General features: G+C 74.5%; 19 protein-coding genes. 8 read left to right on the top strand and 11 right to left on the bottom strand.

Translation table 11 applies throughout. The features are described from left to right. Nucleotides 1-5: 5 nt before the first annotated feature. Complete coding sequence (gene thrS, locus BN2279_RS09340; RefSeq protein ID WP_059008239.1) at nucleotides 6-1,220, bottom strand: threonine--tRNA ligase; 1,215 nt, start codon at nucleotides 1,218-1,220, stop codon at nucleotides 6-8. Between the two features lie 331 nt (nucleotides 1,221-1,551). Between thrS and BN2279_RS09335 the strand changes: the two genes are divergently transcribed. Further along, a complete protein-coding gene (locus BN2279_RS09335; RefSeq protein WP_059008238.1) occupies nucleotides 1,552-2,784 on the top strand; it encodes a PP2C family protein-serine/threonine phosphatase in 1,233 nt (410 codons plus the stop codon). A gap of 672 nt (nucleotides 2,785-3,456) precedes the next feature. After that, nucleotides 3,457-3,777, top strand: coding sequence for a hypothetical protein (locus BN2279_RS29855; protein ID WP_059008237.1), 321 nt, complete (start codon nucleotides 3,457-3,459; stop codon nucleotides 3,775-3,777). A 28-nt stretch (nucleotides 3,778-3,805) separates the two neighbouring features. Here BN2279_RS29855 and BN2279_RS09325 read toward each other — a convergent pair whose 3' ends face one another. Both BN2279_RS09325 and BN2279_RS09320 read right to left on the bottom strand, forming a co-directional pair. After that, the gene (locus BN2279_RS09325) at nucleotides 3,806-5,269 is read right to left on the bottom strand and encodes a carboxylesterase/lipase family protein (protein WP_234347643.1); all 1,464 of its coding nucleotides are present in this window, start codon (nucleotides 5,267-5,269) and stop codon (nucleotides 3,806-3,808) included. Nucleotides 5,270-5,306: 37 nt separating this feature from the next. Continuing rightward, nucleotides 5,307-6,614: a PucR family transcriptional regulator gene (locus BN2279_RS09320; RefSeq protein WP_059008236.1), complete on the bottom strand. Its 1,308-nt coding sequence runs from the start codon at nucleotides 6,612-6,614 to the stop codon at nucleotides 5,307-5,309. Between the two features lie 237 nt (nucleotides 6,615-6,851). Between BN2279_RS09320 and BN2279_RS09315 the strand changes: the two genes are divergently transcribed. Together BN2279_RS09315 and BN2279_RS09310 are read left to right on the top strand one after the other, a co-directional pair. Continuing rightward, nucleotides 6,852-7,733, top strand: a complete 882-nt coding sequence (locus tag BN2279_RS09315; RefSeq protein ID WP_104530974.1) for an SGNH/GDSL hydrolase family protein — start codon at nucleotides 6,852-6,854, stop codon at nucleotides 7,731-7,733. 69 nt (nucleotides 7,734-7,802) lie between these two features. Next, the gene (locus BN2279_RS09310; RefSeq protein WP_059008235.1) at nucleotides 7,803-8,669 is read left to right on the top strand and encodes a poly(ethylene terephthalate) hydrolase family protein; all 867 of its coding nucleotides are present in this window, start codon (nucleotides 7,803-7,805) and stop codon (nucleotides 8,667-8,669) included. 31 nt (nucleotides 8,670-8,700) lie between these two features. On the opposite strand, the gene BN2279_RS29265 is transcribed toward BN2279_RS09310, so the two are convergent. Continuing rightward, complete coding sequence (locus BN2279_RS29265; protein WP_159037167.1) at nucleotides 8,701-8,859, bottom strand: hypothetical protein; 159 nt, start codon at nucleotides 8,857-8,859, stop codon at nucleotides 8,701-8,703. A 173-nt stretch (nucleotides 8,860-9,032) separates the two neighbouring features. Between BN2279_RS29265 and BN2279_RS30990 the strand changes: the two genes are divergently transcribed. Then, nucleotides 9,033-9,449 (top strand): hypothetical protein, encoded by a 417-nt coding sequence (locus BN2279_RS30990; RefSeq protein WP_159037166.1) that lies wholly within the window; start codon nucleotides 9,033-9,035, stop codon nucleotides 9,447-9,449. A 34-nt stretch (nucleotides 9,450-9,483) separates the two neighbouring features. On the opposite strand, the gene BN2279_RS09300 is transcribed toward BN2279_RS30990, so the two are convergent. After that, the gene (locus BN2279_RS09300) at nucleotides 9,484-10,284 is read right to left on the bottom strand and encodes an SAM-dependent methyltransferase (protein WP_059008233.1); all 801 of its coding nucleotides are present in this window, start codon (nucleotides 10,282-10,284) and stop codon (nucleotides 9,484-9,486) included. A gap of 232 nt (nucleotides 10,285-10,516) precedes the next feature. On the opposite strand from BN2279_RS09300, the gene BN2279_RS09295 reads away from it, so the two are divergent. The 3 genes from BN2279_RS09295 to BN2279_RS09285 all read left to right on the top strand — a co-directional run bounded on the left by BN2279_RS09295 (nucleotide 10,517) and on the right by BN2279_RS09285 (nucleotide 13,403). Beyond that, nucleotides 10,517-11,554: an ABC transporter substrate-binding protein gene (locus tag BN2279_RS09295; RefSeq protein WP_059008232.1), complete on the top strand. Its 1,038-nt coding sequence runs from the start codon at nucleotides 10,517-10,519 to the stop codon at nucleotides 11,552-11,554. 80 nt (nucleotides 11,555-11,634) lie between these two features. Next, nucleotides 11,635-12,636, top strand: a complete 1,002-nt coding sequence (locus tag BN2279_RS09290) for a FecCD family ABC transporter permease (RefSeq protein WP_234347666.1) — start codon at nucleotides 11,635-11,637, stop codon at nucleotides 12,634-12,636. After that, on the top strand, nucleotides 12,633-13,403 hold the full coding sequence (locus tag BN2279_RS09285) for an ABC transporter ATP-binding protein (RefSeq protein WP_059008230.1): 771 nt from the start codon (nucleotides 12,633-12,635) through the stop codon (nucleotides 13,401-13,403). The genes BN2279_RS09290 and BN2279_RS09285 overlap by 4 nt, the downstream gene beginning before the upstream one ends. On the opposite strand, the gene BN2279_RS09280 is transcribed toward BN2279_RS09285, so the two are convergent. The 6 genes from BN2279_RS09280 to BN2279_RS09255 all read right to left on the bottom strand — a co-directional run bounded on the left by BN2279_RS09280 (nucleotide 13,388) and on the right by BN2279_RS09255 (nucleotide 20,669). Then, a complete protein-coding gene (locus BN2279_RS09280; protein ID WP_059008229.1) occupies nucleotides 13,388-14,374 on the bottom strand; it encodes an L-tyrosine/L-tryptophan isonitrile synthase family protein in 987 nt (328 codons plus the stop codon). The genes BN2279_RS09285 and BN2279_RS09280 overlap by 16 nt on opposite strands. A gap of 171 nt (nucleotides 14,375-14,545) precedes the next feature. Beyond that, nucleotides 14,546-15,820 (bottom strand): cytochrome P450 family protein, encoded by a 1,275-nt coding sequence (locus BN2279_RS09275; RefSeq protein WP_059008228.1) that lies wholly within the window; start codon nucleotides 15,818-15,820, stop codon nucleotides 14,546-14,548. Nucleotides 15,821-15,852: 32 nt separating this feature from the next. Then, nucleotides 15,853-17,694 (bottom strand): asparagine synthase (glutamine-hydrolyzing), encoded by a 1,842-nt coding sequence (gene asnB, locus BN2279_RS09270; protein ID WP_059008227.1) that lies wholly within the window; start codon nucleotides 17,692-17,694, stop codon nucleotides 15,853-15,855. 151 nt (nucleotides 17,695-17,845) lie between these two features. Then, the gene (locus BN2279_RS09265) at nucleotides 17,846-19,105 is read right to left on the bottom strand and encodes an MFS transporter (protein WP_059008226.1); all 1,260 of its coding nucleotides are present in this window, start codon (nucleotides 19,103-19,105) and stop codon (nucleotides 17,846-17,848) included. A 140-nt stretch (nucleotides 19,106-19,245) separates the two neighbouring features. Beyond that, nucleotides 19,246-19,818 (bottom strand): sigma-70 family RNA polymerase sigma factor, encoded by a 573-nt coding sequence (locus tag BN2279_RS09260; protein WP_059008225.1) that lies wholly within the window; start codon nucleotides 19,816-19,818, stop codon nucleotides 19,246-19,248. Between the two features lie 194 nt (nucleotides 19,819-20,012). Beyond that, nucleotides 20,013-20,669, bottom strand: coding sequence for a hypothetical protein (locus BN2279_RS09255; protein WP_104530983.1), 657 nt, complete (start codon nucleotides 20,667-20,669; stop codon nucleotides 20,013-20,015). Nucleotides 20,670-20,796 lie beyond the last annotated feature (127 nt).

Below are 20,796 nucleotides of genomic sequence, written 5' to 3'. Positions count from 1 at the left end.
CACCGTCACACCCACAGCTCGGTGCGGTGCTCCCCGACCAGAGCCCCCACGCGCCCCAGCACCTCGGCGGCGGGCAGCGGTGGCAGGCGGCGTCCGTCGCGCAGGCGGAGGGCGACCGCGTCGTCGGCGGCCTCCCGGGCGCCGATCACCGCCTGGTAGGGCACGAGCCGGGCCCGCCGGACACGGGCGCCCAGACTGCCGCTCTCCGGCCCGGCGACCTCGGCCCGCAGCCCGAGACCGGCGCAGCGCCGGGCGAGCGCCTCGGCGGACGGCAGCTCCGCCCCGGAGACCGGGAGGATCACCATCTGGGTCGGGGCCAGCCAGGAGGGAAACGCGCCGCCGTGGTGCTCGACGAGATGGGCGACGGCCCGTTCCACGCTGCCGATGACGCTGCGGTGCACCATGACGGGCCGGTGCTTCGCGCCGTCCGCGCCGATGTAGCGCAGGCCGAACCGCTCGGGCTGGTGGAAGTCGACCTGCACGGTGGACAGGGTGGACTCCCGGCCGGCGCCGTCGGCGACCTGGACGTCGATCTTGGGGCCGTAGAACGCCGCCTCGCCCTCGGCCGCCTCGTAGGGCAGGCCGGCGGCGTCCAGGACGCGGGTCAGCACGGCGGTGGACCGTTCCCACAGCGCGGGCGCGGCGACGTACTTCCCGCCCGGGCCGGGAAGCGAGAGCCGGTAACGGGCCGGGCGGATGCCGAGCGCCTCGTACGCGCGGCCGATCATCTCCAGGGCGGCCCGTGCCTCCTCCTCGACCTGATCCGGGGTGCAGAAGATGTGCGCGTCGTTCAACTGGATGGCCCGGACCCGGGACAGCCCGCCGAGGACGCCGGAGCGTTCGGCGCGGTACATGCCGCCCAGCTCGGCGACGCGCAGCGGCAGTTCGCGGTGACCGCGGGAGCGGGAGCGGTAGATCACCGCGTGGTGCGGACACAGGCTCGGCCGCAGCACGACCTGCTCGCCGCCGAGGTCCATCGCCGGGAACATGTCGTCGCCGTAGTGCGACCAGTGGCCCGACAGTTCGTACAGCTCCCGCTTGCCGAGCACCGGCGAGTACACGTGCCGGTAGCCCGCCCGCCGCTCGGCGGCGCGGATGTACTCCTCCAGGGCGTGCCGGACGGCCGCGCCGTCGGGCAGCCAGTACGGCAGCCCGGCGCCGATCAGCGGATCGGTGCCGAACAGGCCCAGTTCACGGCCGAGCTTGCGGTGGTCGGGCATCGTCGTCTCCTCGCGGACGTCGGGCGAGCGACCACACGGCGAAGCCCCGGGGCACTCGCCCCGGGGCTTCGGACTTCGGACGTCGGTCAGCGCGCCGGGACACTCTCCGGCGTCGTCGTCATACCAGCGCGCTTCATACGGACGACCGTAACAGACGCGTCGTCCGGCGCGCGCCGCGCCGGGGCGGGGCCCCGGGCTGGATAGCGTGTCCGCCGGACCCGCGCCACGGACGCGGATGACGAAGCCCCGTCGGGGCAGGCGAACGACGCGCCGGTACGGGCGTGCGCGCGGATCGCCGGGCGGCCCGCAGGTGGAAGGGAGGGCCGGCGTCATGACCGACGAGGCTCAGATGGGACGGATGCTGGCCGCGATGATGCAGATCGGCCACACCGCGACACTGGAGGAGCTGCCCGAACTGATCGCAAGCCAGGCCGCCGCCGCGGGAGCGCACGACGCCACCGTCTACGTGGTCGATCTCCAGGACACGGTGCTCAGGGAGCTGACGGGCCGGGGACTGGACGCGGGCGAGGGAGGCGAGCGGTTCCCGGTCGACGGCACCCTCCCGGGCCGGGCCTACCAGCGGGTGGAGCTGTACCCCGATCCCGGCGCCACCGGCGGCGAGGGGAGCCGGCAGCGCTGGTGGCTGCCGGTCACCGACGGGGTCGAGCGCCTCGGAGTGCTGCGCGCCGACCTCGACGCGACCGCCGGGGACGGGCCCGGCACGCGGGCTCTGCTGCGCGCCCTGGCGTCGATGACGGCGCTGCTGCTGCTGAGCAAGCGGTCGTTCAGCGACTCCTACGCCCGCCTGGTGCGCACCCGGCCGATGAACGTGGCCGCGGAGCTGCAATGGAACCTGATGCCGCCACCGGCCTACGCCGGTCACAGCGTCACGGTCGGGGCCGCGCTGGAGCCGGCCTACACGGTGGGCGGGGACGCCTACGACTACGCCGTCACCGGCACGACCCTGCACCTGGGGATCTTCGACGCCATGGGCCACGACACCGCCGCCGGGCTCACCGCCAACGTCGCGGTCGCCGCCTGCCGCAACGCCCGCCGGCAGGGCGCGTCCCTGGCCCGGACCAGTGAGGTGATCGAGGAGACCCTGGTCGATCACTTCGGCACCAGCCGGTACACCACCGCGATCATCGCCGACCTCGATCTGGCCACCGGGAGACTGACCTGGGTCAACCGAGGCCATCACCTGCCCATCGTGGTCCGCGGCGGCCGGTGGGTCTCGCATCTCACCTGCCCGCCGGGCGGGCCGCTGGGGGCCGGTCTGGGCCTTCCGGTGACCGAGTGCCACGACCAGCTCGAACCCGGCGACCGGCTCCTGCTCTACACCGACGGCATCCCCGAGGCCCGCGACGCCCGCGGCCGGCCCTTCGGGATGGACCAGTTCACCGACTTCATCGTGCGTCACCACTCCGCGCGGCTCACCCTCCACGAGACGCTGCGCCGGCTGATGCACGCCGTCCTGCGCCACCACAGCGGTCGGCTCGACGACGACGCCACCGTGCTGCTCACCGAATGGCGCGGCGGCCACCAGAGCGACCTCACTCCGTAAAGCGGTAAGTCGGAATTCCGCATCAGCGCCCGATTCATTCGTCCGGTCCATATTCCCTGCCGGACTCCGTATGGGTGAAAACGGTGGGTATAGCTGTATTGCGCTTTACCGGTGGCGTTTTCCGTTCGTCCCTTTGTCGCCCCGGCGCGGTCCACGCGCGGGCCGGGGCGGCCGACGTCATCGCACCCTCCGTGTGCACCTACATCAGGAGGCACTGTGGCCACACCGACGGGCACCTCACTTCTCGCCTTCTTCGGTGATCCGCTCCATCCCGGAGTCCGCACCAAGGTATTCGTCTACTGGCCGGCGGGGAGCAGTCGGCAGCGAACGGAATACCGTTGCGCCGCATGTCCCGGCGGGGACGGCACGGCATATCCGCTGACTCCGGTCGACGACCGGTTCTGGTCGGGCGATTTCACGGTCAGTTCCGACGCCTCCCCGGGCGAGACCAGTCTCAGAGTGACGACCTACAGCGACACGGGAGCGTGCACCGAGAGCGTTCCCGTCACCGTCAGGGCGCCGCGCCGGCGATGTCCGGGTGATTCCTGCTGCTGCGATCCGCCCGGTCCGCCGCCCGATCCGCCCGGTCCGCCGCCGGACCCCCCGGGTCCGCCCGGTCCTCCCGGTCCGCCGGGCCCGGAGGGTCCGCGCGGCCCCCAGGGTCCGCGGGGCGTGCAGGGCGCGACGGGTCCCGCCGGTCCGCGCGGGCCCGAAGGGGCGGACGGCGCGGAGGGGCCGGAGGGCCCGGAAGGGCCGCCGGGCCGGAACGGCAAGGACGGCAAGCACGGCATGGACGGCCGCCCCGGGCTCAACGGACGGGACGGGCCCGCCGGTCCCCGGGGACCGCAGGGACCCAAGGGCGATCCCGGGCCCGGCGGCCCACGCGGTCCCCGGGGCCCCGAGGGCGACCCGGGCCCCCCGCCCACCCGGGGCGAACTCCGCCGGCTCGTCCTCGACGTGCTGAAGGAGTTCGGGATCTGCCCGTGCGAGTGACCGGGGACGGGTCACACGCCCCCGCGCCCTACCGGCGGGGGTGACGCTCCCAGAGCAGGCGGGAGACCGCCTCGGGATCCGGGGTCACCGGCGGCTCGGTGTCCCAGACCCGCGTCAGGCGGTCCTCCGGGCGGTACGGGGGCCAGCCGGGGTCGCCGGTCGCGGCGAACGACGTCCACGCGGCGCGGAGCCGGGCGGACAGCGGCTCGAAGTCGGGGGGAGGGGAACCGCCGAGGAGCAGCCGGGCGAACGGGTCGTCCGGGGTGCCGAAGACCAGCGGCACGTCCAGGGCGTGACACGCGCCCAGCGGGCCGCGCCCCCAGGTGAGTTCGTAGAGGTGGGTCCGGCCGCCCGCCGTCGCGTGGGCCTCGGCGCACCACAGGGTGGGCGCGCGGAAGATCAGGTCCGACATGATGCGCACGTTCAGCCCCGCATCGGTCAGCCCCGGCTCGCCCGCCCGGTACGCGGCGGGCGCGTCCTCGGGCAGGCGCGCGTAACGGGCCGTGCGCGCGGGGTCGGCGCCCAGCGCGGCGTCGTCCGCGAACAACGTGTACTCGTCACGGTTGAAGCCGAAGACGGTCTCGACGTCCCGGGCCGCTCCCGTGCGGAGCGCGCGCCACGGCAGGGCGTCGAAGAGGGACCCGTCCCGGACCGGGCCGTAGGGGGCGATGGTCGGCGTCTCCCAGGCGTCCGGGTCCCGGGACATCGCCGCCACCGGCGCGTCGTCCACCCGGTGGATCTCCTCGGCCGGAACGGCGGCCAGGGCCTCGGCAGTGGCCGGGACACCGCCCAGTTCCGCGGTGATCAGCTCCGCGATCCGCCGGGCCTGGTCCTCGCCCGGGTAGAAGTCGGGAAGGCTCTGGAGGATCGCCCGCCGGAACAGGCCGCGCGCCGCCGGCGCGACGAGGAGGGCGGCCAGGCAGCCCGCGCCCGCCGACTCGCCGAAGACGGTGACGTCGCCGGGGTCGCCGCCGAAGCCCGCGATGTTCTCCCGGACCCAGCGCAGCGCGGCGAGCTGGTCGAGGAGGCCGCGGTTGGCCGGGGCGTCCGCCAGCCAGCCGAACCCCTCGAAGCCGAGACGGTAGTTGCAGGTGACCACCACGACACCCTCCCGGGCGAGGCGGGTCCCGTCGTACAGGCCCATGCTGGCGCCGCCCCGCCGGTACGCGCCGCCGTGGATCCACACCATCACCGGCAGACCGGACGCGGCGGCCCCGGACACCTCGGGCGTCCAGACGTTGACGGTGAGGAAGTCGGCGCTGTCCCCGGGCGCCCACTTGCGCGGCAGGTGGCCGCCCGGATAGGGCGGCTGCGGCGCCGAGGCGGAGAAACGCAGGGCGTCCCGCACCCCGCCCCAGCGCGCCGGGGGCTCCGGAGCGCGAAAACGCAGCGCGCCCTCCGGCGGTGCCGCGTACGGGATGCCCCGGAAAACGGCCACGCCGTCCGCCGCGCGCTCACCGCGCACGGCTCCCCTGTCGGTGGCGACGATCACCGCGACTCCCTTCCCGCGAGCGAGGACGATCGTCAGATTACGCGCCCGGTTCGGTCGTGGACGCGGGGGCGTCGGCCTCCGGTGTTCCGCCGCCCTGGACCCGGTCGGGGGCGGCGGCCAGGGCGATGACGCCCGCGCACAGGGTGAGCAGCGCCGCGCTGCTGGTGGTGTCGATGCCGGTCAGGGAGCTGATGCGGCCCAGGCGGTAGTCGACGGTGTTGGGATGCACGCCCAGCAGCGTGGCGGTGCGGCGGCGGTTGAGGTCGGTGGCCAGGAAGACCCGCAGCGTCTTCAGCAGGTCGGGGCGCTCGGCCACGGGTGCCAGCAAATCCGTCAGATGGTCCCTCGCCGGTCCCGGGCGGCCGAGCTGGTACTCCAGGGCCAGGTCGGCGACGCGGTAGACGCCGCCCGGCCGGCCGCAGGTCAGCGCCACCTCGCGCAGTTCCCCCGCCAGTTCGGCGGCGGCGGGCACGCCGGCCGGCGCGCAGGGCTGCGCACCGGCCACGATCTCGGCTCCCGCCGCGCCGGACACGCCCGCGACCAGCTCGTTCAGCCGCTGCCAGTCGTCCGGCTGCGGGGCGTGGTGCGCGGCCCGGTGCGGAACCAGGACCAGGCCCTTCTCGGAGGTCAGCCGCAGCAGCGCGTCCCGGCCGACGCGGCGGTCCAGCTCCGCGCGCAGGCGCCGCACCTTGCGGCGGGCGGCGATGGAGGCGTCCACGCCCTGGCACCGCTCGTCGGGGTGCGGTCCGACGGCGAGGGCCAGCACGAGGTAGGTCGCCGGGAGCGTGATCCCGGCGCGCGCCGCGTGCGGCTCGGGGTCGGTGCCCGCCAGCAGCGCGGAGAGCAGGGAATCACGGGCGGCGCTGTGCTCGCCCTGTTCGGCGGCGTGCTCGTCCAGATACCCGGCCGCGACGGCGGCCGTGATGCGGCCGAGATGGTCGAGCATCACCCGCTGCAACGCGAACACGTCCCGCAGGTCCGTGGTCTCCGCCGCCGGGGAGAGCACGTCGAGGCAGGCGCGGGCACCGACGTGGTACGCGGCGATCACCGCGTCGATCGGCACCCCCTCCTCGGCCCGTTTGGCCGCCGAGGCCCGGACCTCCGCCATGTGCTCGGGCGAGGGCGGCTCACCGGTGCGCAGTATCTCGGCGAGCATCCGGATGGTGGACTCGACGACGCGCCGCACATCGCCGTCGAGCTGCTCGGCCGGCAGCTTGGCGTAGTCAGGGAGCGCGTCGGGCAGGTGGCGGGTCACGTGGGTCGTGAGGCCGGCGAGGTTCGTGATCAGCCTGCGGTGGAGAGCCGTCCCGCCGAAACGCGGCGTGGCGTCACTGGTGCTCGTCACGGTTCTTCTCCTCCCGGGCCACCGGCCCGGTCTTCCGGCCGCGCCGTCGCCCGCGCGGAGTCCTGCGCACGGTACCCGCGCCGGCCGAGCCGCGCGAGGTCGTGGCGCGGCCGCTTTGTCACACGCCACAACGGGGCCGCGCGTGATTCGGCAAGAAGGCCAAGCGGTGGCCGGCCCCATCGGCGGCAGCATGGATCGCGCCCGGACCAGCGGGAACATCGTGCGCGAGGAGACGTCATGCGACGAGGCAGGACCATGCAGGTGGCCACGGCGGCGATGGTGACCGCCGCCCTCGGCTGGGGGGCCGCCCCCGGCCACGCCGCCGAGGCGGACGACGCGCCGCGCTACGTGGCGCTGGGCGACTCGGCCGCGGCGGGCCCGCTGATACCCGGGCAGGTCGACGGGGACTGTCTGCGGTCGGACCGCAACTACCCCTCGGTGGCCGCCGAGGCGCTGGGCGCCGAGCTGACCGATGTGTCGTGCTCCGGCGCCACGCTGGACGACTTCAGCACCGGCGAGTCTCCGCAGTACGACGCGCTGGACGCCGGGACCGACCGCGTCACCGTCACCATCGGCGGCAACGACAACAACCTCGTCGGCACGAGCCTGGGCTGCGTCAACCTGCTGCCCCGGCCGCTGGGCGTCTCCTGCGCCGAGCGGATCACCGGGGACGGCACCGACGAGGTCGCCGAGTCGATCCGGGCCTGGGCGTCCGTGTTCGGCCAGGCGCTGGAGGAGATCCAGCGGCGTGCCCCTCAGGCGCGCGTCCTGGTCGTCGGCTACGGAACGTACATCCGTGACGGCGGCTGCTGGCCCACCCAACCGATCTGGAGCCAGGACGCCGACTACGTCCAGGGATCGGTCGACGAGCTGAACCGGGTCCTGCGCGAGCAGGCCGACCTGCACGGCGCGACGTACGTCGACATCGCCGCCGTGAGTGTCGGGCACGACACCTGCGCCCCGGCCTCGGAGCGCTACCTGGAGGGCCTGGTGGCCCTCAGCCCCGCGGCCCCCCTCCACCCCAACGGCCGCGGTATGGCCGCGTGCGGCGCTTGTTTTTCACAAGAAGAGGACGGCATACGAGATTCCGGCCTGTCTCGGGGCCTCGGAGATGGGTAAAAAAGACAGCGCCGAGGCCGCCCGCGGCTGACACCCCCTTCCCCCCACACAAGCACGAAGGAAAGACCCATGGCACAGCACCGCGTGAACCGCAGAGACCTGCTCAGAATGGGGGCGGCGGTAGCCACCGCCACCGCCGCCACCGTTGCCCTCGCCCCCGGCGCCACCGCCGCCGCCACCGACCCGACCGCCGCCTGGAACCCCCGCGGCCCCTACCCGGTCGACACCGTCAAGACGGACCTCACCACGTACCACTACCCCCGGCGGCCCGCCGGCGCCACCACCACGTTCCCCGTGGTCCTGTGGGGGAACGGGACCTTCGTCACCCCCGGCATGTACGAGCAACTGCTCAAGCACTGGGCCGGCCACGGGTTCATCGTCGCCGCGGCCAACACCGTCCAGGCGAACAACGGCGACGACATGCTCGCCGGACTGGACGACCTCACCACCAAGAACGGCACCTCCGGCAGCCCCTTCCACCGCCTGGCCGACCTGAACCACGTCGTCGCCGTAGGCCACTCGCAGGGCGGCGCCGGGGCGATCAACGCGGCCAGGGACGAACGCGTCACCTCGATCCTGCCTCTCCAGCCGGGGCCGCTCGCCTCCACCACCGACCTCCGCGTCCCCATGCTGCTGCTCGTCGGCTCCGAGGACCGGATCGTGTCCCCCGACACCTGGGTCCTGAACTCCTTCTACGCGAAGTCGTCGGCCCCCACCCTCTACGCCTCGCTGCGGGACGCCAACCACTTCGCGTCCGTCAACACGGACGACGGCGGACGCTTCCGCGGCCTGACCACCGCGTGGCTGCTGGCCACGGCCAAGGCGAACGCGGCGGCGCGGCACGTCTTCGGCGGGGACCTCGTCCTGGAGCGGCACCCCGACTACACCGAGGTCCGCCGCAACGACAAGGCCAGGCAGGCGTTCGCCGCCTGGTGACGGCCACCGGCCGCCCGCGCCCCGCCGCCCGTCACGGGCCGGGCCTGCCGGCCGGCAGGCCATGAATCATCGCGAGCTGGGCGCGCACAGCGGCGACGGCGGCGGCGACCTGGCGGGGCAGTGCCTCGGCCGGGTCGCCGTCGTCCGTCCGTTCCGGTTCCGCCGGCGCGTCCCGGCCGAGGTCGTCCACTGTGCCCCCGTCACCCGCTTCTGGCCGCCGTCTGCCCCGGGCCCGCGGATCCAAACCACCGGAAAACGGGGCGCGGCCGGTGGCCCGGGTGACACGCGGGAAACCGGGCTTCGTACTATCACAGGCGGCTCACACCATCTCCGCGACCGACAGAGGGTGACATGCTGGCCCGCATGACCAAGTCCCGCACACGTATAGCGACCGCGCTCGCCGCCACCGCCCTCGCCTTCACCGCCGCCTGCGGCGGTGGCGACGACGGCGGTGACGAGCGGAGCGAGGCCGAGGACGCCGCCGCGCTGGAGGAGGCCGTCCGCACCTTCACCGAGGTGTACTTCACCGATCCGCCCGCCGCCTACGCGATGCTCTCCGAGCGGTGCGCCGAGCAGTCCGACGAGGCCACGTACACCGCGCAGCTCGAACAGTTCGCCGAGAGCTTCGGCGAACTGTCCGTCCAGACGTTCAGCGTGGACGAGATCGACGGAGACACCGCCCACGTCACCTACACCGTGGGCGACCCGATGATCGACGGCGGCCTGGCCGGCCAGCCCTGGGTCCGCGAGGACGGCGAATGGCGGTACGACGCCTGCTGACGCGGCGCCCGCCGGCACCGCGCGGCGCGCGGGGTCAGGGCTTGCGGCCGACGCCGCCGTAAGCCGCGGCGTTCGTGGGGTCGGGTCCGTCCAGGATCTCGGGCCGCCACTGGGCCAGGGGCACCACGCCGGGCTCGACCAGCTCCAGCCCGTCGAAGAAGCCGGCGATCTGCCCGGGCGGGCGCAGGTGGTAGGGCGCCGAGCCGGACTCGTTGTACAGGCGGGTGGCCTCGGCGGTCTCCCCGTGGGGGTCGACGCTGTCGTTGAGGGCCAGGTAACTGCCGGACGGCAGCGCGGACAGCAGGTGCCGCACGATGGCGCGGGCCTCCTCGTAGTCCGCCACGTGCCCGAGGGTCTGCATGATGGTCAGCGCGACCGGCCGGCCGAGGTCGAGCGTCTCGGCGGCCTGGCGGAGTATGACCTCCGGCCGGTGCAGGTCGGCGCTGATGTAGTGGGTCCGCCCCTCGGGGGTGCTGGTCAGCAGCGCCCGGGCGTGGGCGAGGACCAGCGGATCGTTGTCGACATAGACGACCCTCGCGTCCGGGGCGACGCGCTGGGCGACCTCATGGGTGTTGTCGGCGGTGGGCAGCCCGGTCCCGATGTCGAGGAACTGGCGCACACCCGCCTCGGCGGCCAGGTACCGCACGGTGCGGGCGAGGAAGTACCGGGAGGTCCGGGCCAGGTCGCCGATCGCCGGGAAGATCTCGGCGAACCGGTCGGCCGTCTCGCGGTCGACGGGGTAGTGGTCCTTGCCGCCGAGCCAGGCGTTCCACACCCGTGCCGAGTGAGGTGTGGAGCTGTCCAGCGGGAGCGGGGTGCCGTGTTCTGTCGTCACCGACTGCCTCCAGTCCGAGCGTCATCCGTGGCTCAGGCCACGCCATGACAGCTTGTCAGGGATGCGTCGGCGGGGGGAGACCGACGGCCGACCCGGTGACCGTGCCCGGGGCGGCGGGGAACTGACGGCCGGTCGGCTCCGACTACTACACCGGGCCGCCACTGAAGGCCGCCGGTCTCCTGGGGGCGACCGGTCAAGGACCAGTCGGAAAGTCAGTCTTATGCGCGCACGCATGGTTTGCGTTCTGCTCGCGTCCACGGTGCTGCTCGCCGGATGCGGAGCGGACACCCCGGAGGAGAACGAAGGGGCCGACCCGCCCGCGGCGGGATTCCCGGTGACCGTCACGGACTGCGACGGGCGGGAGACCGAGGTGTCGGAACCGCCCGAGCGCATCGTCACGGCCAACGGCTCGGTCCTGGAACTGCTGCTCCGGCTCGGCGCGGGCGACCGGGTGCTCGGCACCGGCTATCCGCCCGGCCGGGGAACCCTCCCCGGCGAACTGGACGCGCGGGCGCAGCAGGTGCCGGTGCTGGGGGAGACGGTCATCGACAGCGAGACCCTGCTCGGCTCGGGTGCCGACCTCTACATCTCCACGTTCGTCGAGATGCACGACGACACCGGGACCTTCCCCAGCGACGAGGAGATGGCCGCCGCCGGCATCGACCAGATGGTGCTCGCCTCCTCCGCCTGCGCGCCCGGCCGTGACGAGCCCCAGACCGACCTGTCCGCCGTCCAGCGGGACATCGAGCTGCTGGGGCGGCTCACCGGCACCTCCGAGCGGGCCGCCGAACTGGTGGCCGAGATGGACGCCACCCTCGCGGAGGTCGGCCGGACCGTGGCCGGCGTCGGCGAGGAGGACCGGCCGTCGTACTTCTTCTTCGACTACGACGCGGGCACCGAGCAGCCCATGGCGGTGTGCAACCGCCAGGTCGGCAACGCCGTGATCACCCTCGCCGGGGCCCGCAACATCTTCGCCGACTGCGAGGCCGACTTCCGGCCGGTGGGCTGGGAGGACGTGGTCGCCGCCGACCCGGACTGGATCCAGCTCGCCGTCCGCGACCGGGGCAGCGCGGAAGCCACCGAGGCGGCGTACGACGAGGCCGAGGCGTTCCTGCGCGACTTCGCCGCGACCGCCGGCCTGTCCGCCGTGCGGGAGGGGCGCTTCCTGCGTGTCCCGTCCGAGATGACGACCGTCTCCGGCGTGACGAACGCCGACGCCGTCGCCCGCATCGCCCGCACCCTCCACCCCGAAGCGGCGGCCACTCCGTGACGGTCACGGACCGGCCCCGGTCCGGCGCCGGGCGCGCCACCCGCCCGGCGCCCAGGACCCGCCGCGCCGTCCCGACCTGGGTGCTGGGCGCCCTGCTCGTCGCGGGCCTGCTGGTCGCCATGACCCTCGCCGTGTCGTGGGGCTCCTCCGCGATCCCGCCCGGCCAGGTGTGGACCGTGGTGGCGCGCCGGCTGTCCGGCGAGGCGCCCCGGCCGGGCACCGACGACCTGATCGTGTGGCAGTTGCGGGTGCCGCGCACGCTGCTGGCCGCCCTCGTCGGAGCCGGCCTGGGCGTGGTCGGCACGGCCGTCCAGGCGCTGGTGCGCAACCCGCTGGCCGACCCCCAGCTCCTCGGCGTCTCCGGCGGCGCCTCCCTGGGCGCCGTCGGCTTCATCGTGCTGGGCGTCGGCGGCGGCGCCGGGCTGGGGCTGAGCGGAGCCGCGTTCGCCGGCGCGCTGCTGGCGTTCGGCCTGGTGTGGCTCGTGGCCCGGCGCGGCGGCGCCTTCTCCCCGCTGCGGCTGGTGCTCGCCGGGGTCGCGATCGGGCAGCTCCTGACGGGCCTCACCAGCTATCTGGTGCTGCGCGTCGAGGACGCCCAGGAGACCCGAGGGGTCCTGTTCTGGCTGATGGGCAGCCTGGGCGGGGCCGACTGGGACGGCCTGTGGCTGCCCGGGATCGCCGTCCCGGCCGGGCTGCTGGCGCTCCAGACGCGGGCGCGGGCCCTGAACGCCCTGGTCATGGGCGAGGAGACCGCCGCGAGCCTCGGCGTCGCGGTCGGCAGGCTGCGCCGGGAGCTGTTCGTCCTCACCAGCCTGCTGACCGGCGTGCTGGTGGCGGTCTCGGGCGTCATCGCGTTCGTCGGGCTGATGGTGCCGCACGTCTGCCGGCTGCTGACGGGCGGCGACCACCGGCGGCTGCTCCCGCTGTCCGCGCTGGCCGGTGCCCTGCTGCTGGTGGTGGTGGACCTGGCGTGCCGGGTCGCCGTGGACGGGCAGGAACTGCCGGTCAGCGTCGTCACCGCGGTCCTCGGCGCCCCCGCGCTGCTGTTCCTGCTCGACCGGCGCCTGGAGCGTGAGCCGTGAGAATCGCCATCGAGGACCTGAGCGTCTCCCTCTCCGGCGGGTCCGTCGTGCACGGCGTGTCGATGGTCGCCGAGAAGGGGCAGATCACCGGCCTCATCGGGCCGAACGGCAGCGGCAAGTCGACGCTGCTGCGGACCGTGTACGGGCATCTGCGGCCGTCGGCGGGGCGGGTGCTGCTGGACGCGACGGACGTGCGTTCCCTCGCGCCGCGCCGGGCGGCCCGGCACATCGCGGCGCTGCCGCAGGAGCGCGGCGCGGACATCGAGCTGACGGTCCGGGAGGTGGTGGCCCTGGGGCGCACGCCCTACCTCGGGGCCTTCGCCGGCGAGGACGAGGCCGCCCGCGAGGCGATACGGCAAGCCCTGGCCGCGGCGGGCATGACGGAGGCGGCCGGCCGGCAGTTCCGCACGCTCTCCGGCGGCGAACGCCAACGGGTGCTGCTGGCGCGGGCGTTCGCCCAGGAGCCGGACGTCCTGGTGCTGGACGAACCGACCAACCACCTCGACATCCGGCACCAGATCGACTTGCTGTCCCTGCTGCGGCGGCACGGCCGCACCACCCTGGCCGCGCTGCACGACCTGAACGCCGCCGCCTCGGTGTGCGACCGGCTGCACGTGCTGTGCGACGGCGAGGTGGTCGTCTCCGGCACCCCCCGCGAGGTGCTCACCCCGGAGCTGCTGGCCGGGGTGTTCGGCGTGCGGGCCGCCGTGGTCGATCATCCGCTCACCGGCGACCCGCTGATCGCCTACGATCACCGGGGCCGGTGACCGGCCCCGGCGGCGAACGCCTCGAAGTGGCTGGGTCTGCCGTCCCGGTGGACCAGGCGGCCCAGCCGCTCCGCCTCCGCCCTCGGCATCAGCACCGGGCCGCCGCCGGGCCGCCGCAGCACCGCCGCGTGCCAGGGCGTCGTCCACGCGTCGGCCGCGTCCAGCAGGCGGATGCCGAACTTGGCCGCCCCGCGCGGCTGCGGGTGGATGGACAGCCGGACCGCCCGCGGGTGGTGCTCGTCGATCAGCCCGCCCCAGGCGCGGCTGCGCTGAATCACGCCGTAGGCCCGTCTGCGGCAGTCCCGTTGCAGCGCCGAGCGGCTGCCCGCGAAGTCCACCGTGTCCGCGACCAGGAACCGGGTGATGCCGCGGTACATGGCCAGCGTGGTCGCGTCCGCCCGTACCTCGGCCCGCAGCTCCTCCAGGGTGGGGGCGTGCTGCCGGCTGACCAGGCGTCGCTTCTCGTCGTACGACAGGCCGTCGCCGTACACGTCGCGCAGGTCGAACGTGTCGAGGTGGCCGAGCCCCTCGTCCGCGATCATGCGGCGCAACGCGTCGCCGTAGGCGTCGATGTGCTCGTCGGGGACGTGGATCAGGTCCCCGAAGACGTGGCCGTCCGAGCAGATCAGCACGCGGGCCCCGGGCGCGTACACCTGCCGCACCCGGGCGCACAGGTCGTCCAGGAAGCGCAGCGAGAGCCGTTCCCCCTCGTCGGGCAGGTGGCCGAGCACCTTCTCGGGGTTGGGCGACTTGCACGGGAAACCGGGCAGGGCGAAGACGACCGGGTCGCCCGAGGCGACGAACCGGGCGAGCCGTCGCGCCTGCCACGGGAACGCCTCCGGGGTGTCCGGGGCGGTCGCGGGCGCCTCGGTGGTGCGGCGGTGCGGCAGCAGCAGGCGGATGATCCCGGCGCAGATCGCCTCGGTGCCGGCGGCGGGCGCGAGGGGGGACGAGGGGGCGGTCGTGGACATGGGAGTTCCTCCCGCGGGGTCGGGTGTCGCGATCAAGTGGAGACCCACGCGCCCGGTCCCGCCGGGGCGTGAGGGCATGACGGCCCGACGCCGCGGCGGCGCCGCGGCGTCGTGGCCCGTGGCGGGCTGTCGCCGGTGGTGAGTGGTGCCGGTGGTGGGCGGTGCCGGTGGTCAGCCCAGGTGCCGTACGGGGCACCGCCCCGGGGCCGCGTGGGCGACGGGCAGCGCGTGCACGCCCCGCGCCAGCACGGCGGGCCTCCCCCGCCGGTCGCCGTCCCCCGCGGCCAGCCCCGGGCCGGGCAGCCGCCGCAGCAACGTGCCGAGCGCGACCTGGAGTTCGGCGCGGGCCAGCGAGGAACCCGGGCAGAAGTGGATGCCGTGGCCGAACGCGAGGTGCGGGTTGGGCGTGCGGTCCGGATCGAGAACGTCGGGGTCGGGGAAGCGGGCGGGATCCCGGTTGGCCGCGCACAGCGAGACGATCACCGAGTCGCCCGCCGGGACGCGGGTGCCGTGCAGGTCGCTGTCCTCGGCGAAGAACCGCCAGGTCGTCAGCTCGAACGCGCTGTCGTGGCGCAGCAGTTCCTCCACCGCCCGGGGCAGCAGGCCCGGCTCGTCGCGCAGCCTGGCGAGCTGCTCGGGGTGGCGCAGCAGGGAGATCACCGAGGTGGTGATCTGGTTGGTCACCGGCTCCTGCCCGGCGACCAGGAGCTGGAAGACGATTGAGTCCAGTTCCTCCTTGGTGAGTTCACCGTCCCCGTGGGCGGCGACCAGCCGGCCGAGCAGTCCCTCGTCCGGGTGCTGGCGCGCGTGGGCGGTGACCTCGTCGATGTACCGCTGGAGCCCGCGCAGCCGGCCCTCGTACGCGGCACGGCCCGGGTCGGTGGGACCCACGGGCGCCACGACCTTCCCCCAGTCGCGGTCGAAGCGCCCGGCCAGCGCCGGTTCGAGGCCGATGACATCGGCCAGCACCTGGAACGGGAAACGGGCCGCGAAGTCCGCGACCAGATCCAGGCGGCCGGCGACCGGGGCGGCGTCGAGCGCCTCGTCGAGCAGCCGGTCCGCGAGCGCCTGGAACCGGGGCACCATCGCCGCCACCCGCCGGGGGGCGAAGGCGTCCGTGATCAGCCGGCGCATGGCCGTGTGCCGGGGCGGGTCCTGGTGCAGCAGGTGCACCTGGAGCTGGGAGTGCTGCGGCTCGGGCATGATCGAGGCACGGGCCCGCCAGGCGTCGTTGCCCAGGGCGTGGTTCTTGCCGAGCCTCGGGTCGTTCAGCGCCTCGTGCGCGGCGTCGTAACCGGTGACGAGCCAGGCCCGGACGCCGCTGGGGAACAGGACCCGGTGCACCGGACCCCGTTCGCGCAGCTCGCGGTACAGGGGATAGGGGTCGCGTTTGTACGCCTCGCCGGACAGCGGTACGGGCTCGTGCGGGGTGGCCGGGGTGGGCATGGCGGCTGGGCCTCCAGAGGGGTCGGCGGTGTTCACAGCGTGAGTTCCGGTCGGTAGTGGTCGAGCCAGACGGCCAGGGCGACCACACGTTCCAGGCGCAGCCGGTGCTCCCAGGTGAGCCGCTCCGGCGGGGTGCTCAGACCGGTTTTCACGACCGTCTCGTCCACCAGATCGCGGACCTGGCCGCCGTGGCCGTCGAGGGCGTCGCGGGCCATCGCCTGGAGACCGCGGTTGTAGTCGGGATGGTGGGTGGCCGGGTAGTGGTTCTTCGGCCGGTACAGCACCGAGTGCGGGACGAGACCCGCGCCGGCCGCCCGCAGCAGGCTCTTCTCCCGCCCGTCGTGGCTGTGCGTCTCGAAGGGCACGCCGAACGCGTACTCGACCAGACGGTGGTCGCAGTACGGCACCCGCACCTCCAGGCCGCGCGCCATGCTGAGCCGGTCCTTGCGGTGCAGGAGCTGGCGCAGCCAGCGGGTCAGCGACATGTGCTGCAACTCGCGGAACCGGACGGCGGCGGCCGAGCCGCCCTCCAGCGGCGGGACCGCCGCCAGGGCGTCCCGGTAGGTGTCGCGCTGGAACTCCCCGACGCGCAGCGTGGCGGCCAGGTCCGGGTGGAGCGGCATCGCGGCCTCGTCCCCGGTGACCAGCAGCCAGGGGAACGTCCCGGCCGCCCCCGCGCGCCGGCTGTGGAACCAGGGGTAGCCGCCGAACACCTCGTCGGCGGCCTCGCCGGAGAGGGCGACCGTCGAGTGCCGGGCGATCTCGCCGAACAGCAGATACAGCGACGTGTCCATGTCGCCCACGCCGATGGGGGAGTCGCGGGCGACGACCACGGCGCGGCGGTGCTCCGGGTCGAGCAGGTCGTGCGGGTCCAGGACGACGGTGCTGTGGTCGGTGCCGATGAACGCGCCGGCCTCGGCGGCGAACGGCGTGTCGTGTCCGGTCCGCAGCACGTCGCCCGTGAACTCCTCCGCCTGGTCGCGGTAGTCCACGGCGTAGGAGCGGATGCGGGCGGACGGCCCCTCCCGGTTCCGCAGCTCGTCGGCGACCAGCGCGGTGAGCACCGACGAGTCCAGGCCGCCGGACAGCAGGGAACAGCGGGGCACGTCGGCCTCCACCTGGGCGCGCGCCGCCCGGTTCAGCGCGGCGGACACCCGCTCGGCCGTCGTGTCCGGGTCGTCGGTGTGCGGGTGGCCGGTGAGCTGCCAGTAGGCCCGTTCGGAGAACCCGGAACGGTCGTAGACCGCCACATGGCCCGGGTGGATCTCCCGGACCCCGGCCCAGACGGTGGGCCCGGTGTTGAACAGCAGGCTGTACGCCTCGCGCAGGCCGTCCGCGTCGACTCGGGGGCGCAGCCCGGGGTGGGCGAACAGGGCCTTCGGCTCGGACGCGAACGCCAGACCGCCGCCGGGAAGGGCCGCGTGGTAGAGCGGCTTGACGCCCAGCCGGTCCCGGACCAGCAGCAGCCTGCCGAGCCCCGCGTCCCAGACGGCGAACGCGAACATGCCGTCCAGGTGCTCGGCCAGCCCCGCGCCCCACTCCTGGTAGGCCCGCAGCACGACCTCGGTGTCGCTGCGGGTGCGGAACGCGTGGCCGAGGCGGCGCAGTTCGGCGCGCAGCTCGTGGTGGTTGTACACCTCGCCGCTGTAGGTGAGGACGGTCTCCCGGCCGGCGGGCCCGGCCGTCATCGGCTGGGCGCCGCCCTCCGGGTCGATGACGGCCAGTCTCCGGTGCCCGACGGCGGCGTGCTCGTCGTGCCACACGCCCCCGGCGTCCGGGCCGCGCGCGCTCAGCGTCGCGGTCATGCGGTCGAGGACCGCGATGTCTCTTCGCGGGTCTGCGGGGAAGGAGACCCATCCGGCGATGCCACACATGAACGTTTCCTCACTCGGGAGTCCTGGGGTGGTCGCGCGAGGCGGCCAGGGGCGACGGGTCCGGCCGGCGTTTATCGGTTCTGGCGTACTGTAGGCTGTACCACTGGGCCCGATCCTTCTCGTGCCAACCCCCCCCTCTGCGCCGGCGCAGTCAGTTGGGAATAAGAGACAGGGTCCCGCCCGGCCCGCCGACCGCGGTGGCCAGGGCGGGGCCCAGGGCGAAGCCCAGGCTGCGGGCGAGCTGGATGGTGGCCCCGGCCGAGGCGACGAGCCGGGGCGGTACCGCGCCCATGGCCAGCACCTGGGTCGGCCCGCCGTACAGGCCCATGCCGGTGCCCGCGACGGCGAGCGGCCAGGCGACGTGGAGCAGCGACCAGTCGCCCAGCAGCGCGAGCGGCAGGTAACCGGCCGCCACCAGGCACGTTCCGGCGACGGCCACCGGGCGCGGGCCGAACCGGTCGGCCGCACGGCCGCCCACCGGCCCGGCCAGGACCATGCCCAGCGGGAACGCGAGCAGGGTCATCCCCGTCGCGGACGCGCTGACCGACTCGCCGCGCTGAAGATGGAGCGCCACGGTGAAGTGCACGGCGGCGAACGCGACGCTCAGCGCCAGTACCGCGCCGTTGACGCCCGCGCTCCCGGGCGCGGCCAGCACCTCGCGGACCGGCCGGCCCCCGGGCCCGCGCGCCCACACGACCAGCGGACCGGCCGCCACCAGGGTCAGCAGCCACCAGGCCGGCGCGTCCGGCGCCAGGGTGAGGGCGACCAGGAGCAGCGTGACGGCGCCACCGGCCAGCCCGGCGTCGGCGAGGTCCCGGCGGCCGGGAACGGGGGCCCGTCCGGCGGGCGGCATCGCGGCGCGGACCATCAGCCAGGCGACGACGCACACCGGCAGTTTCACCAGCAGCACCGCGCGCCACCCGAAGTGGTCCAGCAGCACGCCGCCCACCATCGGCCCGCAGACGGCCCCGAGCGGTCCCAGCGTGGCGGGGACGCTCATGGCCCGGCCCCGCACCTCGGGACGCACCGCCCGCACGGCGAGCACCGGCATCAGTACGAACAGCACCGCCGCGCACGAGCCCTGCGCGACGCGGGCGGCGATCAGCGCCGCCGCGTGCGGCGCCGCCGCGGCGGCCAGCGCGCAGCCGACGAACCCGGCGACGGATCCCAGCAGCACGGTCCGGACGGGCGCCCGGTCCAGCCAGCGTCCGGCGGGCAACAGGAAGGCCACGACCGGGACCTGATAGCCCAGCACGGCCCACTGGGCGACGCCGTCGGAGGTGCCCAGATCGTCGCCGATGCCGGCGACGGCCACGTTGATGACGCTCATGTCGAGCATGGCGACGAAGGAGAGCATGCCCGCGACCGCGACCAGCCCCCACTGGTCCGTACCGCCGCGGCTCTCCCTCATGCGATCCCCCCTGGGCCGGTCCGACTCCCGTCACGCGTTGAAGGAGTCGGACCCGGCCAGGGGCTAGTTCCCCGGAAAACAGATTAATTGTTCGATCACCGGGGCGCGGACGGGCGCCCGGCCCGTCCGCGCCGGGCGGGCTACGGCCGGCCCGCCCGGTCCAGCAAGGCGAGGAGATCCTCGCGGGCCCGGGCGACCCGGGACCGCATCGTCCCCACCGGGCAGCCGACCACCGCGGACGCCTCGGCGTAGGGCAGCCCGAGCAACTGCGTCAGCACGAACGCGTCCCGGCGGTCCGGGGACAGGGCGTTCAGCAGCTCGGACAGCGCCACGCCCTCCTCGAACCCGGGGTGCCCCCCGGTCTGGCCGCGTTCCGCCGCCGTCTCCCAGTCCTGACCGCCGTCGATCGGCGGGCGGGACACCTTGGAGCGGATCTGGTCCGCGACCACCCGCCGCGCGATCGTCAGCAGCCAGGACCGGGCCGAGGCCCGTCCCTCGAAGCGCGGCAGGCTCCGCAGCGCCCGCAGGTAGGTGTCCTGGACCAGGTCGTCCGCCGACTGGCTGTCGGCGCTGAGATACGTCACATATCTGCGGACGTCGAGCTGCGTGGCGAGCACGAAGCGCTCCGTCGCCTGGCGGTCGCCCTTGCCGGCCGCCAGGGCCCAGTCCGTAAGGGTGCCGTCATCGGTTCTCTCCGGCAGGATGGGGCTCATGGTGTGCTCCCGTTTCCGTGTCGCTGTCTCGGCCCGCGTCGACGGGAGTGACCTGCCGGTCGATGTGCCGGCGGCCAGGCTGGACCGCCATCTGGCGGTCTGTGCCGGGTGCCGCCGCTGGGAACAGCGGGTGCGGTGGCTCAAGGAGCTGACGTCTCACGCCGGTTCGGACCGCGTGGACCGTCTGCCGTTCCTCACACGTGACCAGCAGGAAGAGACTCCCGGCGAGCGGGGTCATGCCGTGCGCGATCCCGTGCGGGATCCCAGCCCGCCGGAGGACCGCGGGAGACGATGACGTGGGCCAGCCGCAGCCCGTACGGCACCGGGACCGCCCACGGCGGCCGGGGGCGCGGCGGGCGCGGCAGGCCGGCGGGCCGGGGCGACGGCGCCCGCAGCGGCGCGGTCAGCCGCGCGCGCAGGGCGCGCGCCAGCCGGAACGCCGCCCGTTCGCCGCAGGAGAGCCAGACGCCGCTCAGCAGCGCCACGGTCAGGTGCGCGGCGAGCATCCACAGGCCGCCGTGTTCCGGGTGCAGGTCGAATAAGTCCCCGGAGTGATGCCGGTGGTGGGGACGCGCGGTCCGCTGACCGGCCTTCTCCTGGGAGAATTCCCAGGAGAAGAGGACGTGCAGGACGCCCTGCGCGCCGACGGCCGAGGCCATGACGGGCACCGGGCGGCGTTCCCGCGCGGTGAACGGCCATACGGCCGCGACTACACAGACGAACGCCAGACCGAGGCACCAACTCCGCACCCGCGCGCCCGACATCGTGGCGTGCCCCACCGCGGTCAGCCATGCGCAGACGCCGGCGAAGACGGCGGCCCGCGCCCCTCGTGCCAGGTTCCCCACCTCCATGACCACGTCATCGTCGCACGCCTCCACCGAACCGGAAGACGGCGGACGCGGACAATCCCCGGCGGCCGACCCCACCGGGGCTCCCGTACGGCCGGTGGTGGAGTGGAGGAACGGGCGTGTCGGGGGC

It is taken from the genome of Streptomyces specialis, assembly GCF_001493375.1.
Classification (GTDB): domain Bacteria; phylum Actinomycetota; class Actinomycetes; order Streptomycetales; family Streptomycetaceae; genus Streptomyces; species Streptomyces specialis.
The sequence above is the reverse complement of the archived record's forward strand: the minus strand, read 5'-3'. Positions and strand labels throughout refer to the sequence as shown.

What these genes read in the sequence shown, in the direction of transcription:
- thrS (WP_059008239.1), bottom strand. Translation starts at nt 1,220, where the DNA reads ATGCCCGACCACCGCAAGCTCGGCCGTGAACTGGGCCTGTTCGGCACC.
- BN2279_RS09335 (WP_059008238.1), top strand. Translation starts at nt 1,552, where the DNA reads ATGACCGACGAGGCTCAGATGGGACGGATGCTGGCCGCGATGATGCAG.
- BN2279_RS09315 (WP_104530974.1), top strand. Translation starts at nt 6,852, where the DNA reads ATGCGACGAGGCAGGACCATGCAGGTGGCCACGGCGGCGATGGTGACC.
- BN2279_RS09310 (WP_059008235.1), top strand. Translation starts at nt 7,803, where the DNA reads ATGGCACAGCACCGCGTGAACCGCAGAGACCTGCTCAGAATGGGGGCG.
- BN2279_RS30990 (WP_159037166.1), top strand. Translation starts at nt 9,033, where the DNA reads ATGACCAAGTCCCGCACACGTATAGCGACCGCGCTCGCCGCCACCGCC.
- BN2279_RS09295 (WP_059008232.1), top strand. Translation starts at nt 10,517, where the DNA reads ATGGTTTGCGTTCTGCTCGCGTCCACGGTGCTGCTCGCCGGATGCGGA.
- BN2279_RS09280 (WP_059008229.1), bottom strand. Translation starts at nt 14,374, where the DNA reads ATGTCCACGACCGCCCCCTCGTCCCCCCTCGCGCCCGCCGCCGGCACC.
- BN2279_RS09275 (WP_059008228.1), bottom strand. Translation starts at nt 15,820, where the DNA reads ATGCCCACCCCGGCCACCCCGCACGAGCCCGTACCGCTGTCCGGCGAG.
- asnB (WP_059008227.1), bottom strand. Translation starts at nt 17,694, where the DNA reads ATGTGTGGCATCGCCGGATGGGTCTCCTTCCCCGCAGACCCGCGAAGA.
- BN2279_RS09265 (WP_059008226.1), bottom strand. Translation starts at nt 19,105, where the DNA reads ATGAGGGAGAGCCGCGGCGGTACGGACCAGTGGGGGCTGGTCGCGGTC.
- BN2279_RS09260 (WP_059008225.1), bottom strand. Translation starts at nt 19,818, where the DNA reads ATGAGCCCCATCCTGCCGGAGAGAACCGATGACGGCACCCTTACGGAC.
- BN2279_RS09255 (WP_104530983.1), bottom strand. Translation starts at nt 20,669, where the DNA reads ATGGAGGTGGGGAACCTGGCACGAGGGGCGCGGGCCGCCGTCTTCGCC.